This window comes from Burkholderia sp. Bp9012 (assembly GCF_003853825.1).
In the GTDB taxonomy this organism is placed as follows: domain Bacteria; phylum Pseudomonadota; class Gammaproteobacteria; order Burkholderiales; family Burkholderiaceae; genus Burkholderia; species Burkholderia diffusa.
Map to the genome: position 1 here is coordinate 307,482 of NZ_QTQA01000005.1, position 16,283 is coordinate 323,764.

Annotated in this window: 13 protein-coding genes; 5 read left to right on the forward strand and 8 right to left on the reverse strand. The window is 67.9% G+C overall.

Features of this window, described 5'->3' with window-relative positions:
• Window positions 1-3: 3 nt before the first annotated feature.
• Window positions 4-744: a sulfite exporter TauE/SafE family protein gene (locus tag DIE11_RS09415; protein ID WP_124623097.1), complete on the reverse strand. Its 741-nt coding sequence runs from the start codon at window positions 742-744 to the stop codon at window positions 4-6.
• A gap of 136 nt (window positions 745-880) precedes the next feature.
• The gene (locus DIE11_RS09420) at window positions 881-1,897 is read right to left on the reverse strand and encodes an aldo/keto reductase (protein ID WP_124623099.1); all 1,017 of its coding nucleotides are present in this window, start codon (window positions 1,895-1,897) and stop codon (window positions 881-883) included.
• A gap of 141 nt (window positions 1,898-2,038) precedes the next feature.
• Here DIE11_RS09420 and DIE11_RS09425 point away from each other — a divergent pair, with 141 nt between their 5' ends.
• Window positions 2,039-2,950: a LysR family transcriptional regulator gene (locus tag DIE11_RS09425; RefSeq protein WP_059607152.1), complete on the forward strand. Its 912-nt coding sequence runs from the start codon at window positions 2,039-2,041 to the stop codon at window positions 2,948-2,950.
• Window positions 2,951-2,999: 49 nt separating this feature from the next.
• Here DIE11_RS09425 and DIE11_RS09430 read toward each other — a convergent pair whose 3' ends face one another.
• Window positions 3,000-4,154: a porin gene (locus tag DIE11_RS09430; RefSeq protein WP_124623101.1), complete on the reverse strand. Its 1,155-nt coding sequence runs from the start codon at window positions 4,152-4,154 to the stop codon at window positions 3,000-3,002.
• Window positions 4,155-4,535: 381 nt separating this feature from the next.
• On the opposite strand from DIE11_RS09430, the gene DIE11_RS09440 reads away from it, so the two are divergent.
• Complete coding sequence (locus DIE11_RS09440; protein ID WP_124623103.1) at window positions 4,536-5,636, forward strand: OpgC domain-containing protein; 1,101 nt, start codon at window positions 4,536-4,538, stop codon at window positions 5,634-5,636.
• A gap of 64 nt (window positions 5,637-5,700) precedes the next feature.
• Window positions 5,701-6,645, forward strand: coding sequence for an esterase family protein (locus DIE11_RS09445; RefSeq protein ID WP_124623105.1), 945 nt, complete (start codon window positions 5,701-5,703; stop codon window positions 6,643-6,645).
• A 66-nt stretch (window positions 6,646-6,711) separates the two neighbouring features.
• Here the strand turns inward: DIE11_RS09445 and DIE11_RS09450 are convergent, their stop codons facing one another.
• The 4 genes from DIE11_RS09450 to DIE11_RS09465 form a co-directional block, all read right to left on the reverse strand.
• On the reverse strand, window positions 6,712-8,313 hold the full coding sequence (locus tag DIE11_RS09450; RefSeq protein WP_124623107.1) for a GMC family oxidoreductase: 1,602 nt from the start codon (window positions 8,311-8,313) through the stop codon (window positions 6,712-6,714).
• A 27-nt stretch (window positions 8,314-8,340) separates the two neighbouring features.
• Entirely contained in the window at window positions 8,341-8,874 is a 534-nt protein-coding gene (locus tag DIE11_RS09455; protein ID WP_124623109.1) for a sugar dehydrogenase complex small subunit, read from the reverse strand.
• Between the two features lie 15 nt (window positions 8,875-8,889).
• Window positions 8,890-10,176: a cytochrome c gene (locus DIE11_RS09460; RefSeq protein ID WP_124623111.1), complete on the reverse strand. Its 1,287-nt coding sequence runs from the start codon at window positions 10,174-10,176 to the stop codon at window positions 8,890-8,892.
• Window positions 10,177-10,594: 418 nt separating this feature from the next.
• A complete protein-coding gene (locus DIE11_RS09465) occupies window positions 10,595-11,833 on the reverse strand; it encodes an SfnB family sulfur acquisition oxidoreductase (RefSeq protein WP_124623113.1) in 1,239 nt (412 codons plus the stop codon).
• Between the two features lie 294 nt (window positions 11,834-12,127).
• Between DIE11_RS09465 and DIE11_RS09470 the strand changes: the two genes are divergently transcribed.
• Both DIE11_RS09470 and DIE11_RS09475 read left to right on the forward strand, forming a co-directional pair.
• Entirely contained in the window at window positions 12,128-13,393 is a 1,266-nt protein-coding gene (locus tag DIE11_RS09470; RefSeq protein WP_124623115.1) for an acyl-CoA dehydrogenase family protein, read from the forward strand.
• Complete coding sequence (locus DIE11_RS09475; RefSeq protein WP_124623118.1) at window positions 13,390-14,790, forward strand: LLM class flavin-dependent oxidoreductase; 1,401 nt, start codon at window positions 13,390-13,392, stop codon at window positions 14,788-14,790. The genes DIE11_RS09470 and DIE11_RS09475 overlap by 4 nt, the downstream gene beginning before the upstream one ends.
• Window positions 14,791-14,886: 96 nt before the next feature.
• Here the strand turns inward: DIE11_RS09475 and DIE11_RS09480 are convergent, their stop codons facing one another.
• Complete coding sequence (locus DIE11_RS09480; RefSeq protein WP_124623120.1) at window positions 14,887-16,101, reverse strand: FAD-dependent monooxygenase; 1,215 nt, start codon at window positions 16,099-16,101, stop codon at window positions 14,887-14,889.
• Between the last annotated feature and the right edge of the window lie 182 nt (window positions 16,102-16,283).

A 16,283-nucleotide genomic window follows, 5' to 3' on the forward strand; every position in this document is an offset into this window, starting at 1 on the left:
CGCTCACTGCCACGCCGAAGCGGCCATGCAGGCGCCGAGCGCGGTCATCCCGACGAAGAAGCAGCGCTTGAAAGTCTTCTCGCTCATCACGCGCCGCGCATATTGCCCGCCGATCATCCCCGCGAGTGCCGGCACGAGCGCCAGCGCCGATACGCCGAGATCGACCGTCTGCAGCGCGCCCGTCACGCGCAACTGCAGCCCGAGCGCGATCGTCGACGCGGTAAACGAGAGCCCGAGCGCCTGGATCAGGTCATCCTTCGACAGCCGCAGCGCCTGCAGGTACGGCACAGCCGGCACGACGAACACGCCGGTGGCGGCCGTCACGACGCCCGTCAGATAGCCGATCGCGGCCGACAGCCACTTTTCGTGTCGGCCCGGCGCGGGCAATCGCGCGGCGGCGAGCCCCCAGCCGCCGTAAGCGACCAGCACGACGCCGAGCGCCGCGTGGGTCCACGCACTGCCGCCCGCGAGCGCGGGCAGCCCGCCCGTCAGCGTGCCGATCGTCAGCCCGGCGAGCAGCGGCCACAGACGCCGCAGCAACGGCCCGAACGACGGGCCGAGCCACAGCTGCCACACATTGGTGATGAACGACGGCACGAGCAGCAGGCTCGCGGCGGCCGACGGCGGCATCGCGAGCGTCAGCAGGCCCATCGCGATCGTCGGCAGCCCGAGGCCGATCATGCCCTTGACCGCACCGGCCAGCAGAAAGACCAGCACGATGATCGTCAGCGTATGGGTTTGCATGGAGGGCGTTCCGTCCGGTTGAAGACGGCGCCGATGATGAACCACCGTCACGCCGCCGGCCATCTGGCTTTGCCTGAGGCTGGCTCGGGCCCACCCGGCGGGCCTCGTCGCCTCATCATCCCGCCATGCCCGCCGTTCAGGCTGCGTGCGTCGGCCCCCGGCCATGCTCGCTGTCGAGGTGCGCCATCTGGGGGGCCGGATAACGCTCGCCGGCAGCCGCCCCGGCGGGAACCGCCGTTTCGATGCGAGCCAGATCATCGACCGTTAGTTGCAACTTGGATGCTTGCAACGCGTCCTGGAGTTGCGTGCGCTTGCGCGCGCCGACCAGCGGCACGATGTCGTCGCCGCGCGACAGCGCCCACGCGATCGCGATCTGCGCCGGGTTGCTGCCCTTTTCGTCGGCAATCGCGCGCAGTGCGTCGACCAGCGCGAGATTGTGCGCGAGGTTCTCGCCCTGAAAGCGCGGGCTGGCCGCGCGGAAGTCGCGCTCACCCTGCCGCGCCGCGCTCCAGCCGCCGCCGAGCAGCCCGCGCGACAGCACGCCGTAGGCCGTCACGCCGATCCCGAGTTCGCGACACACCGGCAGGATGTCCGCCTCGATCCCGCGCGACAGCAGCGAGTACTCGATTTGCAGGTCGGCGATCGGCGCGACGGCCGCCGCACGGCGGATCGTGTCGGCACCCACCTCCGACAGGCCGATATGGCGCACATGACCGGCCTTCACGAGATCGGCGATCGCGCCGACCGTCTCCTCGATCGGCACCGCCGGATCGACGCGCGCCGGCCGGTAGATATCGATGTGGTCGGTGCCGAGCCGCTTCAGCGAATACGCGACGAAATTGCGGATCGCCTGCGGCCGCGCGTCGTAGCCGACGAACGCGCCGGCCGGATCGCGCAACGCGCCGAATTTCACGCTGATCAGCACCTGGTCGCGCGTGCGGCCGCGCAGCGCGTCGCGGATCAGCATCTCGTTGTCGCCCATCCCGTAGAAGTCGCCCGTATCGAGCAGCGTGATCCCGTTGTCGAGCGCCGCATGCAGCGTCGCGATGCTTTCGTCGCGATCCGCCGGCCCGTAGAGATCCGACATCCCCATGCAGCCGAGCCCGATCGCCGACACCTGCGGGCCCGTGCGGCCCAGTTGACGCTTGTCCATGTCCGTTTCCTTGCGGTGGTGAGTGAATGAACCGGATTCTGGACGCATCGCGGCGCGCGATAAACGCGAAACGTCCAACCAAATCATTCGACGCTGATTAACAATGGAGCCTGTCCCAATTCGCCCAGGCTTTCGCTCCGCATGGACCATCTGCATGCAATGCGCATCTTTGCGCGCGTCGCCCACCTCGGCAGCTTCACGAAAGCGGCCGAGCAGTTGCAATTGCCGCGCCCGACGGTCAGCAATGCCGTCCAGTATCTGGAAAAACACCTGCGGGTGCGCCTGCTGCAGCGAACCACCCGGCGCGTCGCGCTGACCGCCGAGGGCGCCACCTATTACGAGCGCTGCACGCGGCTGCTGGCCGATCTGGACGATGCCGAGACGCTGTTCGACGACGCCGGCGCCGCGCCGCGCGGCGTGATCCGCGTCGACCTGCCCGAACGCTTCGCCCTGAACAAGGTGATTCCGGCGCTGCCGGATTTCCACGCGCGCTATCCCGACCTGCGCGTCGTGCTGAGCACGACCGACCGCTTCGTCGATCTCATCTCAGACGGCATCGACTGCGCGGTGCGGGTCGGCGTGCTGTCCGACACGTCGCTGGTCGCGCGACGCGTCGGCGAGATGGCGCAGATCAACTGCGCGTCGCCCGCGTATCTCGCGCGATACGGCACGCCGCGCTCGCCGGACGATTTGCCCGACCATGTCGCGGTCGGCTATTTCTCGAGCCGCACGGGCCGTGAGCTGGACTGGGAATATGCGGACATGGATTCGGGCGCGCTGCAGACGGTGAAGATGCGCAGCGTGGTCGCGGTAAACAGCTCGCAGGCGTATCTCGCGTGCTGCATCGCAGGCCTGGGTCTGATCCAGGTGCCGCGCGACGGGCTCGCGCCGCTGCTCGAGGACGGCTCGCTGGTCGAGGTGCTGCCGGAATGGCATGCCGCGCCGCTGCCGGTGTCGGTCATGTTTCCGAACGGCCGGCATCTGGCGCCGCGCGTGCGGATCTTCGTCGACTGGCTCGCGCAAACGCTCGACGACGCCCACCGGCCAGCATGACGAAAGCCGGCACCGGGGCAATCCGCCCCCGGGCGCCGGCAGGTCAGCGTCAGAACTTGTGGCGGATCGCGGCGCGCACCGCGAACTGGTTCGCCGACGACGACGGGCCGTCCGTCCCGACCACGTAGCCGCCATCGGCGGCGGTGCCGGTCTTGTCACCGGCGACCTTCTGCCATGCGCCCTGCAGGTAGACGTCGGTGCGCTTGGACAGGCTGTAGTCGGCCATCAGCCCGACGGTGTGGTACTTCGGTTTGAACGAACCGGCCGCGGCGTCGAACTTGCCGTCCGTGTACACGTACTGCGCACCGAGATAGAAATCGGACGTGAGCTGATACTTGCCGTTGATCTCGAAGTTCTGGAACTTGGTCGCGGTCAGCCCGAGGCCCGAGAACGTCGACGCCGGCAGGTAGACGGTCGACACCGGGTTCTTCACGTCGGTCTTCGTATAGACGAAGCCGACCGTCGCCTGGCCGAACGTGTAGTTGATGCCGCCGCCGAAGATGCGCAGGCGGTCGGCGACGAAGTTCGCATCGTCGGCCGCGATCGCGCCCGCGTTGCCGACGCCCGGGCTGTTCGCCTGCAGGTAGGCAGCCGCGACCTGCAGCCCGGCCAGCGAATACTGCGCGCCGATGCTGTACTGGCGGTTGGTCGAGAAGCCCGTGCTGTTGCTGAAGCTGTAGGTGCCGCCGAACGACAGCCCGTTCCAGTCGGGGCTCGCATACTTGACCGTGTTGTTGACGCGGAACGAGTTGTCCGTGTTGTCGTTGTCGAAGGGGTGCGAGAACAGCGTGCCGCCCCAGTTGCCGTTCGCGGTCAGCGGCGCGAGATAGTCGACGACTGAATCGTACTGGCGGCCGAAGGTCAGCGTGCCGAAGCGCGACGCGCTCAGCCCGACGAACGCCTGGCGGCCGAACATCCGGCCGCCCTGATTGAACCGGCCGTTGTTCACGTCGAAGCCGTTTTCCAGCGTGAAGATCGCCTTCAGCCCGCCGCCCAGGTCCTCGCTGCCCTTCAGGCCCCAGCGGCTGCCCTGCGCGTAGCCGCTCGCGAGCTGGTAATTCGTTTTTCCGACCCCGCCTACGTTCACGTTGTTCGTATAGTTGAAGCCCTCGTCGATCAGGCCGTACAGCGTCACGCTGTCCTGCGCGAAGGCCGGCGCGGCAAAAGCGGCCAGCGCGGCGGCAAAAATGACGTGCTTCTTCATGACGAATCTCCGGAGCCGGGTGCCGGGCAGGCCATGCGCCCGGCGATTGTTTGGTCTGTTTTATAGAGGTGGCCCGCAGGGCGGACTGCGCGGTGTGCGGCCGCGAGGACAAAATGGTGTCACGTCGCAAACCGCCCGTCCATATGGGCGTGGGGCCGGCACGCAAAGCGTTGCGCTCGTCCAACTGCCCTGTCCTCGTCATGGCCTGACCAGGCTTGTCGGTAGCGGCTGGCCGGCCCACCATCCGCGTAAACCCGGACGGCGTCACATCGGTGGCACAATGCGCATCCGTTCGTCATTTCTTCACGAAGTCATGCTTCACCCCGATTCATGCGCGGCGGGTGCCGGCCGCGCACGCGGCGCGCGCCGGGAGGCGGCCCGATGACCGCCGCCGCCCGGGCCGGCCGCTACGCCGAGCTCGACTTCTTCCGCGGCCTCGTGCTGCTGGTGATCGTCGTCGACCACATCGGCGGCAGCATCCTGTCGCGCGTGACGCTGCATGCGTACGCGCTGTGCGATGCGGCCGAGGTGTTCGTGTTCCTCGGCGGTTTCGCGACCGCCATCGCGTACAACTCGCTCGCCGAGCGCCACGACGAGGCTGCCGCGCGCCAGCGTTTCATCCGCCGTGCCTTCGAGATCTACCGTGCTTTCCTCGTGACGGCCGGCCTGATGCTGCTCATCACCGCCGTGCTGAACGCATTCTCGATCGACGGCCCCAACATGCCGACCAACGATCTCGACGGCCTGCTCCACAAGCCGCTCGCCGCGCTGCGCGACATCCTGCTGTTCCGCCGCCAGCCGTATCTCGCGTCGGTGCTGCCGATGTATGCGTTCTTCGCGCTGCTCGTCCCGCTCGCGCTGCCGCTCGCGCGCACGCAGCCGTGGTTGATGCTCGCGTTCAGCGGCTCGCTCTGGTACGCGGCGCCGCACATCGCGCGCTTCTTGCCGACCGTCGAAGGCGCGCCGTGGGACTTCAATCCGTTCGCGTGGCAGTTCCTGTTCGTGCTCGGCGTGATCGCACGCTGCCAGCCCGTCTACCAGACGCTCGCACCGAAACCGCAGGGCTGGCTGCTGACGGCCGTGTCGCTCGCGATCGTCGCGGCCGGCGCGTACTACCGGCTGCGCATCGAGCCGTTCCCGACCGACCCGTCGATCAAGCAGAATCTCGGCGCGCTGCGGCTCGCGAACTTCCTCGCGATCGCGTGGCTCGCGGCCAAGCTCGTGCACCTCGGGTGGATGAAGAAGGTCGCGCATGCAATGCCGTGGATCGGCACGATCGGCCGCCAGGGGCTGCTGTGCTTCGTCGCCGGCACCGGCATCTCGCTCGCGGTCGACTCGCTGCTGTACCAGGCGACCGAAGGCTATCTGAACGTGCCGCTCGGCCTGACCGCCGACGTCGTCGCGATGGGCCTGCTGTATCTCGTCGCGAAGCTCTATGCGCCGCTCGTGTCGCGGCTGCCGTTCCCGTTCCGTCCGCGGTGATGATGCGCCGCGCCGTCACGCGCCGCTGCTACGATAGCGGGCGCCTCTCCTGAAACGGTTCACCATGCGCCGACTCGCCCTTCCGTTCGCCGCCGCCCTGATCGCCGGTGCCATCGCCACCGCCCACGCCACGCCGGGCGGGCCCGCGGTTTCGCCGGCGTCGTCCGCGCCCGCGGCCGCGACCGTCCCGCCCGCAACGATCGCGCCGACCGCCCAGGAACCCTCGGTCAATCCGGGCAGCAGCGTCGTGCTGCGCGCGTTCCGGTCGGCGTCGCTGAAGCGCGACTGGTCTTACACGGTCTACCTGCCGCCCGGCTACAACCCGGAAGGCGCGCGCTATCCGGTGCTGTACCTGCTGCACGGCAACGCCGGCAACGCAAACGACTGGATCACGCAGGGCCGGCTGCAGGCCACCGCCGACACGCTGATCGAGCGCCGCGAGATCCCGCCCGTCGTGATCGTGATGCCGCAAGGCGGCACCGACTGGTACGTCGACCGCAAGGAGAAGATGCAGAGCGCGTTCCTCAACGACCTGCTGCCGGAAGTCGAAGCGCACTTCGCGGTGTCGAACCAGCGCGCGGGCCGCGCGATCGGCGGCGTGTCGATGGGCGGCTTCGGCGCGCTGCGCTTCTCGCTGCTCGAGCCGGGCCTGTTCTGCGGCGCGATGCTGCTGAGCCCCGCGATCTACGCGAACGAGCCGCCGCTCAATTCCGCCGCACGTTATGTCGGCGTGTTCGGCGACCGGCAGTTCGACCCGCGCGTGTGGCACGAGCTGAACTACCCGGCGCTGATGCGCGGTTATTTCGCGCGCAACTGGCGCGTGCCGATGTTCATCGCGGCGGGCGACGACGACCTGACGATCCAGGCCGAATCGAGCGTGCTGTACACGCACCTGCGCCGCGCGCAAAACCCGGCGGAACTGCGCATCGTCGACGGCGGGCACACGTGGGAAGTGTGGCGCGGGCTGCTCGGACAGGGGTTGAAGTACGCACTGGAATGCGTGAAATGATGCGGGCCCGAGCGCGGCCCCGCCGTGGCGGGCGGTATGCGTGCGCCGCCGGCCGCCTTGCTTGCGTCAGACTTCCGCAGCGATCGTCCTTGCCATCCGCAGCGCCAGCGCATACCCGGTCAGCGTCGGATTGACCACTGACGAACTCGGATGCACGGCCGTGCTCGCGATGAACAGGTTCGGGTGATCGTGCGTACGGCAATCGCGGTCGACGACCGAATCGGCCGGATCGCTGCCCATGATCGTCGTGCCCATGATGTGCGAACTCGGCACCCACGCATGGATGTCGTTCACGATCTCGGTCGCACCGAACACCCGCTGGAAATCGCGGTAGTCGTCGAGCACTTGCGATGCCGCGCGCAACGCGTAGTCGTACACGTCGTAGTCGGTGCGCGGCGTCGGCAGCCCGAGCGCATCCTTGCGATCGCTCAGCGTCACGCGGTTGCGCGGGTCGGGCAGGATCTCGACGTAGCTGGCGATCTTCAGATAGCGCGCCGCGTCGTGACGGATCCGCGTATCGAGCGCGTCGCCGACGACACCTTGCGCGATCAGCCGCCGCGTGACGACCTCGTTGGGCACCGTGTTGTCGAGGAAATGCCGGATCGCGCCGTGTTCGCGGCGAAACGCGCCGTCGCGCCGCGTGTTGATGCTGCCCTGCTGCGTCGGGCCGCGCCCGGCCCACACCGGCTCGCGCGCGAGCATCGCGATCGCGCGGCCGGTGTGTCCCATCATGTTGCGGCCGACCTGGTCCGACGAATTCGCGACACCCGACATCAGCAGCAGCTTCGGAATCTCGACGCCATGCGCCGCGAGCACGAAGGTCCGCGCGGTCAGGCGCGTGCTCTTGCCGTCCGGCGTCATGTAATGGATCGCGGCGATCTTGCGATTCTCGCCGCGCTCGATCTTGTAGACGACCGCGTTCGTCAGCAGCCGCGCGCCCTGCGCGACGGCGCGCAGCACCGGGCGATCGCCTGAAAATTGCGCACCGATCGGGCAGATCGGCGCGCAGTTGTTGTTGCCGGCGCAGGTCGGTCGGCCCTCGTAGGGCCGCGTCGCGCGCGCGTTGGGTTCGTCGACGAAACGATGACCGATCGTCGCGACCTTGTCCGCGACCTGCTGCGTCAGGTACGACCACGGTTGCTGCCGCATCGGATACGGCTTCGAGCGCGGCGGGAACGGCCCGCCGCCCTGGCCGCTCTGGTCGTCGGTATCCGAGCCCGATACGCCGATCTGCTCTTCGGCGAGCTGGTACCACGGCTCGAGTTCGTCATAACCGATCGGCCAGTCGCGCCCCTGGCCGTAGAGGCTGCGCAGCCGGAAATCGTTCGGCAGCATGCGCCACGTCGCCCCTCCCCAGTGCCACGTGGTGCCGCCGACGAGGCGCAGGAACGACGGCTTCTGCAGCACCGGGCCGACGCTGTCGATGTAGCGATCGGAATAGCGCCCCGTGGACGATTTCGGCGCCCACGGCAGGTCCGGATACGGGCCGTTGTAGTCCGACTTGTTGCCGTAGTCGCGGAACGCGCGCACGAGCTCGGCACGCTTCACCTCCGGCCCCGCCTCGAGCACGATGACGGACTTGCGTTCCTGCGTCAGCGACTGCGCAACGGCGCCGCCCAGGATGCCCGCGCCGATTACGATGACGTCCGCGTCATAGGTACTGCTCATGATTTCGATCCTCGTTCGATAGGCCGGTCAGCCGGCGTCGGCGGTCGGGCGCGCCGTCCAGTACTCGGGGCGCGCGCGGATGTAGGTCGGAATGACCGTGACGTCGGCGGTCGGCTCGAACATCAGCGCGGTTTCGTAGCCGACCATGCGCGCCTGCCCGCCATGGCCGACGCTGCCCGTGTAGAAGGCCTCGATGATGGCCAGCGCGGCGGTGCGCAACTCGGGGGCCGCGACGCCGAGCGTGCGCACGAGAGCGTCGAGCGGCTGCGTGCCCATGTCGATCGCGACGGCGAGCGCGCGCAGCCGCGCGGGAAATTCGCGGTCCTGCGCGACGAGACCGTCGTAGACGGATTGCACATAGCGAGACGGAAGCGTCGAGCGGCGCGTCAGGTAGACGGCCACGCCGGCAAAATCCCGCAGCGGCACGGCCTCTGGCGCAGCCGCTGCACGTGCGATCAGCATGCCGGCAGGCAGTGCGGCGGCAAGCGCCGCGCCGGCCGCCAGCTTCACGAAGCGGCGACGCTGCGCGTTCGCGTCGTCGGTCACGTCGAAATCCTTCATCGCGTGCATCTCCTGTCAGTGGGCGGGGGCCGTGCGAATCTTCGCGACATCCGCCGCGCTCACGCGAGTCTTGCCATTGCCGAACCGGTCGCTCAAGTAGTTCACCAAGGTCGCCACTTCGTCATCCTTGAGTTCGGTCTGGAACGCCGGCATGAAATAGTGCGCGGCGCCGTTGTTCACGCTCGCGCCATGCATGACCACCTGCAGCAGGTTCGACGCGGTGGCGGTGCCGACCGCGCTGTTGGCGAACAGCGACGGGAAGAATCCGTCCGCCGTGCCGGCGCCCGTCATCCCGTGACAGCTCGCGCAATGATCGAGGTAGAGCGACGCGCCGGCCGGCGCCGGGCTGCCCATCACGGCCGCGGCGCGTACCGCGACGTAATCGTCGGTCTTGCGCCCCTGCGCGGAACGCGGTGCGATATCGGCGCCCTTCGCCGCCGGCACGGTCGACAAATAGGCGGCGATCGCATTCAGATCGCGGTCGCTCATGCGGCTGAAGCTGTGTTCGACCGCTTCCGCCATCGGGCCGGCCGCCTGTGCCTTGCCCGGCACGTTGCCGGTGCGCAGGTACTGGACGATCTGCGCGGTCGTCCACGTGCCGATGCCCGCGTCGCGGTCGCGCGTGATGTTGAACGCCTGCCAGCCCGCGAGCGGCGCGCCGCCGAGATAGCCGGCGCCGGTTTCGTCGTAGGCCAGCTCCTGCATCCCGATGCCGCGCGGCGTATGACAGGTGCCGCAGTGCGCGGCGCCCTGCACCAGGTAGGCGCCGCGATTCCACTCGGCGTCCCGCCCGTGCTTCGGCACATACGCGCCTTCGCGCAGATACAGCGCGTTCCAGATCTTCAGCGGCCAGCGCATGGTCAGCGGCCACGGGAAATCCGGCTGGCGGTTCGGCTGGTGCACCGGCGCGACGCCGTGCATGAAATACGCGTACAGGTTCGCGATGTCGTCGTCGCTGAACTTCGTGTACGACGGATACGGCATTGCCGGATACAGGTTGCCGCCGTCGCGCCGAAGCCCCTTGCGCAGCACGTTCGCGAATTCCTGCTCCGAGTAGTTGCCGATCCCCGTTTGCTTGTCCGGCGTGATGTTGGTCGAGTAGATGTCGCCCATCGGCAACGGCATCGCGAGGCCGCCCGCGAACGGCTGCCCTCCCTGCACCGTATGGCACGCGACGCAGTCGGCCGCGACGGCCAGCGCCTTGCCCGCGGCGACGCGATCCGCGGCCTGCACGGCCGCCGATGCGGGGTCCGTCGCAATGAGGAAAAGCGCGACAAGCGCGGAAAAGCCGGGTAAACGCATGGAAATCGTCCGTGAGAAATCCGGTGAGCAAAGCGGTTTCGGGGAGCCTCGCGATACGGCCCTCTATCTTCCGGAGAAATCGCTCGCGTGGTTTGGCCGCACTATATCATCTTCTGTATCGATACACTAAATCGATACAGAATCAACATTCGCGTAATAATCGGCGGATGCCGGATCAGCGTCGCGGGATTCCGGAAGACGGTCGAATGCCGCGTGGGCGCGGCCGCGCCGATCGACGTGCCGGGTGGGCCGGCACCGATTTCAGCGCAGCGGGACGAAAGAACGGCTCGCATGCCGCGCAGGACAAAGTCCGGGCGGCATGCGGCTCAGCGATGCGACGGAAAGTTCGCCCGGGAGACGGCACATGCTGCGCAGCATGGCTGGCGCGCGCGACATTTCGGCTCGCGAAAGCGTCGGATCAATTCCACGCGTGACGCGCCGGCCGCACCCCGTTCAGGTAGTAGTTGCCGACGAGGTGATACTTCCACCGCACCGGATCGTGCAGCGTGTGCGTGCGCGCATTGCGCCAGTGCCGGTCGAGATTGTGCTCGGCGAGCGTCGACTGCGTGCCGGCCAGCTCGAACAGCTTCTCGCCCGCGAGCAGCGCGATCTCGGTCGTGAGCACCTTCGCCTCGCCGACCGCGACCGACGCACGCGCGACATCGTCGTCGGTCACGGTGCCGCGCGCGCCGATCTCGTCGAGCGTGCGCGCCGCGCGTTCGAGCAGCGCTTCCGCAGCATGCAGCTGGATATGCAGACGGCCGATCTCGCGGACGATCAACGGATCGTCGACCGCGCGCTCGACGCCGCTGTCGACCCAGGGCCGCGTGCGCGTGCGCACGAACGTCTCGGTATCGGCGATCGCGGCCCTCGCGATGCCGGCATCGATCGCCGCCTGGATGATCTGCGACAGCGGGCCGTTGAGCGTCGGTTCGTCCGATACGCGCTGCGCGTTCAGCACATGCGAAGCCGGCACGCGCACGCCGTCGAGCACCACCGTGCCGCTTGCGGTCGTGCGCTGCCCGAAGCCCGACCAGTCGTCGATCACGGTCAGCCCGGGCGTCGGCTGCGGGACGTACGCGAGCCACGCCTGCCGCGCATCGTCGAGGCCGAGCACCGGCACGTAGTGCGCGAACAGTGCGCCGGTCGAGTAGAACTTCGTGCCGTCGACGAGATAGTCGTCGCCGTCGCGCCGCACGCGCGTCTTCAGGTCGAGCACATGCTTCGTGCCCTTCTCCGAGAAACCGTTGCCGAAACGCTTGCCGCTGAGGATTTCGGCGAAGAAATGGCGCTTCTGCGCGTCGGTGCCGGTCAGCGCGATCACGTCGACCAGCCCGAAGTGGTTCTGCGGCAACTGCCCGAGCGACGCATCGGCCGCAGAAACGATCTTGATCACCTCGGTGAGCGTCACGTGCGATACACCCGCGCCGCCGTACGCCTTCGGCACCGTGATCGCCCACAGCCCCGACTGCGAGAACCATTCGATCTCGTCGCGCGGCAACCGGCGCTCGCGATCGCGTTCGGCTGCCCCTTCGGCCAGCCGCTGCGCAAGTGCATGCGCGACCGCGATCGCCTGCGCGTCGTCGGCGATTACGCGGGCAACCTGCGGTCCTGCGTCGGCCGGGCGCGCCTGAATCGTCGCACTCGTATCTGACATCGAGCTCTCCTGTCGAATGACGAAAGCACTCAATCTAGCAGCGTCCCGCAAGCCGGCAAACCGAGCGATTCTCGTATCGATATTCCTTCGGATAACAAACTGCATTGCACAGAACGGCGCCCGCCTCCGCGCTTCGGCATCGCAATCGATGCCCGAGCGTCGACGCCTCCCATCGTTGATCCGCGTAATGCGCAGCGACGATAACGATCTGCGAATCCGTTATTGGAATGCGCACGGCGTGCTTCCTATACTGGCATCCCGATGCAAACGGCCCCGCCCTTCGAGGAACACCGCATGACTTCGTCGCACGCAGATACCGATCTTTCCACCGGCACCGACTACGACGCACTCGCGAGCCGGTTTCGCCCCCTCTTCGAGCGCATCGCCGCCGGCACCGCCGAGCGCGAACGCCGCCGCGAACTGCCGCACGAAGCGATCGGCTGGCTCAAGGCCGCCGGCTTCGGCGCGATACGGCTGCCGGTGCGCGACGGCGGTGCCGGCGCATCGCTGCCGCAGCTGTTCCGGCTGCTGACCGAACTCGCCGCCGCCGATTCCAATCTGCCGCAGGCATTGCGCGGACACTTCGCGTTCGTCGAGGACTGGCTGAACGCGCCGCCCGGGCCGCTGCGCACGACGTGGTTCGACCGCTTCGCGAGCGGCCAGCTCGTCGGCAACGCATGGTCGGAAGCCGGCGACGTCCCGCTTGGCCAGACGATCACCAAGGTGTCGGAGCAGAACGGCCGGTTCGTGCTGAACGGCCGCAAGTTCTACAGCACCGGCAGTTTGTTCGCGGACTGGATCGACGTATTCGCGCAGCGCGCGCACGACGGCAGCGACGTGATCGTCGCGGTCGCCACCGCGCAGCCCGGCGTGATCCGCGACGACGACTGGGACGGCTTCGGCCAGACGACGACCGGCAGCGGCACGACACGCTTCGAGAATGCGGCGGTCGACGCCGACAACGTGATCGATTTCGCACGCCGCTTCAAATACCAGACCGCGTTCTACCAGCTGTTCCATGTCGCCACGCTGGCCGGCATCGGCCATGCGATCGTGCGCGACGCGGGCGAACTCGTGCGCAACCGCTCGCGCGTATACAGCCACGGCAACGCAGCGCGCGCCGGCGACGATGCGCAACTTCAGCAGGTGATCGGCGAAATCGCGTCGTGGGCCTATGCGGCCGATGCGCTTGCGCTGCGCGCCGCACAGCCGCTGCAGCAGGCGTACGTCGCACGCTTCGGTGGCGACGATGAGGCTGAACGTGCCGCGAACGTCGCGGCCGAAATCGAATCCGCGCAAAGCCAGCTCGTCGTGTCGGAACTCGTGCTGCGCGCGGCGACACGCCTGTTCGACGCGCTCGGCGCCTCCGCGACGCGCAGTACGACCGCGCTCGATCGTCACTGGCGCAACGCGCGCACGGTGTCGTCGCACAATCCGCTCGTCTACAAGGCGCGGATCGTCGGCGACTGGGTCATCAACGGACGCACGCCGCCGTTCGTCTGGCGCGTCGGCAATGGTGCAAGTGCAGGCGCCGGCACGGAATCGGGAGCCGCACGATGAGCAAGACCATTCGCTTCAACGCGTTCGAGATGAATTGCGTCGGCCATCAGTCTCCCGGCCTGTGGGCGCATCCGCGCGATCGTTCGTGGCAGTACAAGGATCTCGACTACTGGACCGATCTCGCGCGCGTGCTCGAGCGCGGGATCTTCGACGCGATCTTCATCGCGGACGTGATCGGCTATTACGACGTCTACCAGGGCAGCAACTACCACGCGCTGCATCAGGCCGCGCAGATTCCGGTCAACGATCCGCTGCAGCTCGCCGCGCCGATCGCGATGGCGACCGAGCATCTCGGCATCGGCATCACCGCGTCGACGACGTTCGAGCATCCGTACACGTTCGCGCGCCGGCTGTCGACCGCCGACCATCACACGAAGGGCCGGCTCGCGTGGAATATCGTCACGTCTTATCTGGAAAGCGGCGCGAAGAACGTCGGCGACAACGGGCTGCGCACGCACGACGACCGCTATGCGGTCGCGGCCGAATACGTCGAGGTGCTGTACAAGCTGTTCGAAGGCAGCTGGGAAGACGGCGCGGTCGTGCGCGATCGCGACGGCCGCGTGTTCACGCATCCGGAGAAGGTGCACGAGATTGGCCACAAGGGGCGCTTCTTCGACGTGCCCGGCTATCACCTGTGCGAACCGTCGCCGCAGCGCACGCCGGTGCTGTTCCAGGCCGGCGCGTCCGGCCCCGGCAAGGCGTTCGCCGCTCGACACGCCGAATGCGTGTTCGTCGCCGCGCCGACGCGCCCTCAACTCGCGCGCTATGTCGCCGACGTGCGTGCGCAAGCCGCGGCCGCGGGTCGCGACCCGCATGACGTGCTGATCTACAACCTCGTCACCGTGATCGTCGACGAGACCGACGAGAAGGCACAGGCGAAATTCGACGAGTACCGCCGCTATGTTTCGTACGACGGTTCGCTCGTGTTCATGTCCGGCTGGACCGGCATCGATTTCGGCCAGTACGCACCGACCGATCCCGTCCGGCGCGTCGAGACGAATGCGATCGTGTCGGCCGTCGAGCATCTGGCCGGCGGCGATACCGCATGGACGATCGAGGAACTGGCGGCCTGGGGCGGCATCGGCGGGATGGGGCCCGTATTCGTCGGTTCCGCGCGGACCGTCGCCGACATCCTGCAGGAATGGGTCGCCGCGACCGACGTCGACGGCTTCAATCTTGCGTATGCCGTTGCGCACGAAACCTTCGAGGACATCGTGCGCTACCTGGTGCCGGAGTTGCAGCGGCGCGGTGTCTATCCGACCGAATACGCACCGGGCACGCTGCGCGAGAAGCTGTTCGGCGGGTCGGCGCGGCTGCCGGACGCGCATCCGGCCGCGCGGTTTCGCGACATCGAACAGGTCAAGCGCGATGCGGAACAGGTGGCCGACTACGCGTGACGGCTGCGCGGCCGGACCGCATTCCCGACGGACGACCGCGTAACCGCCGCACCGGTCGCCCGGCGCACTGCCGCGGCTTGCGCCGCGCCTGTCAGGTCAAAGCCACGTCCCGCCTTGCCGCTCGTTCGGCTCGTCGGCGAGTGCGTCGAAATCGTGAATCCAGTCCAGGTGATGCAGCACGCTGTCGCGCTCGCCGAGCCGCGCATTGCGCGCCTGCGCGGCCGGCCCGTCGGGCAGATGCAGCACGTCGGCCGCGGAAATCGACGCGTACTGCACCTTGCGCGTGCGGCCGCGCCGCAGCCGCTCGTAAGCCTCCTGCGCCTCGCGCCAGTTGCCCGGCCCCGCCTTCGCCAGTTGCGCGGCCAGCACCATCGCGTCCTCGATCGACTGATTCGCGCCCTGCCCGTGATGCGGCACCAGCGCATGCGCGGCATCGCCGATCAGCGTCACGCGCCCGCGGCTCCAGCGGCCGAGCGGCGGCCGGTGGAACAGCCCCCAGCGCTGGCTGATCGGCACCGCGGTGATCATCTGCACCACCGCCGGATGCCAGTCCCCGAACAGGCGCAGTTGCTCGCCCTCCTCCGCCGGCATGACCCAGTCGCGCGACGGCCACGGCGACGGATGACGCTCGACCAGCAGGAAGTTCTGGTCGCCGTTGTCGCCGATCGGATAGTGCAGCAGATGACCGTGCGGCCCGACCCAGAACTGAATGGTCGCGGGATCGGGCAGCAGGTCCATCCGCTCGGCCGGCACCACGCCGCGAAAACCCGAGCAACCCGAATACAGCACGTCGTCGTAGCCGAGCATCCAACGCCGCGTGATCGAACGCGCGCCGTCCGCACCGATCACGAGATCGGCGTCGACACGTTCGCCGTTGGCGAAGGTCAGCGTGACGCGTTCCGGATGCTGCGCGAGATCGACGAGCCGATGGCCGAGATGAATCTGCTCGACCCCGACCGCCTTCGACAGAATCGCCTGCAGGTCAGCTCGGTGCACGCCCCAGTACGAGCCGCCGAACTGCCGGCGGTAGTCGGGCTCCCCGCGATGATGGCCGATCACCGCGCCGCTGCGTCCGTCGCGATAGACGAGGCCCGGGATCTCCGCGCACACCGCGTCGAAAGCCGGGCGCAATCCCATCCGTTCATAGAAACGCGTCGCGTTGGCCGACAGCGCGACGGCCGCCCCCACCTCGCGCAGCACGTCGGTTTGCTCGTACAACTGCGCGTCGATGCCCTGTTCGCGCAATGCAAGCGCCAGCGTCAGGCCGCCGATGCCGGCACCGACGATCGCGATCCTCAGTTTCGTCTGCATGATGAACGTGTCTCCGATATTCAAGTAATGCGTGGTCGAGGCGCGCGGCGCGCGTGACCTGCCCGGCGCGCCTGTCGAATGCTTGCGCCGTGTCGGTATTTTCAGCAGCGTCTCGTCATCCCACAATAAAATGCCGGGAATCCGCTTCATCACTGAACGGAATGACCGGAGGCCACGCCGAA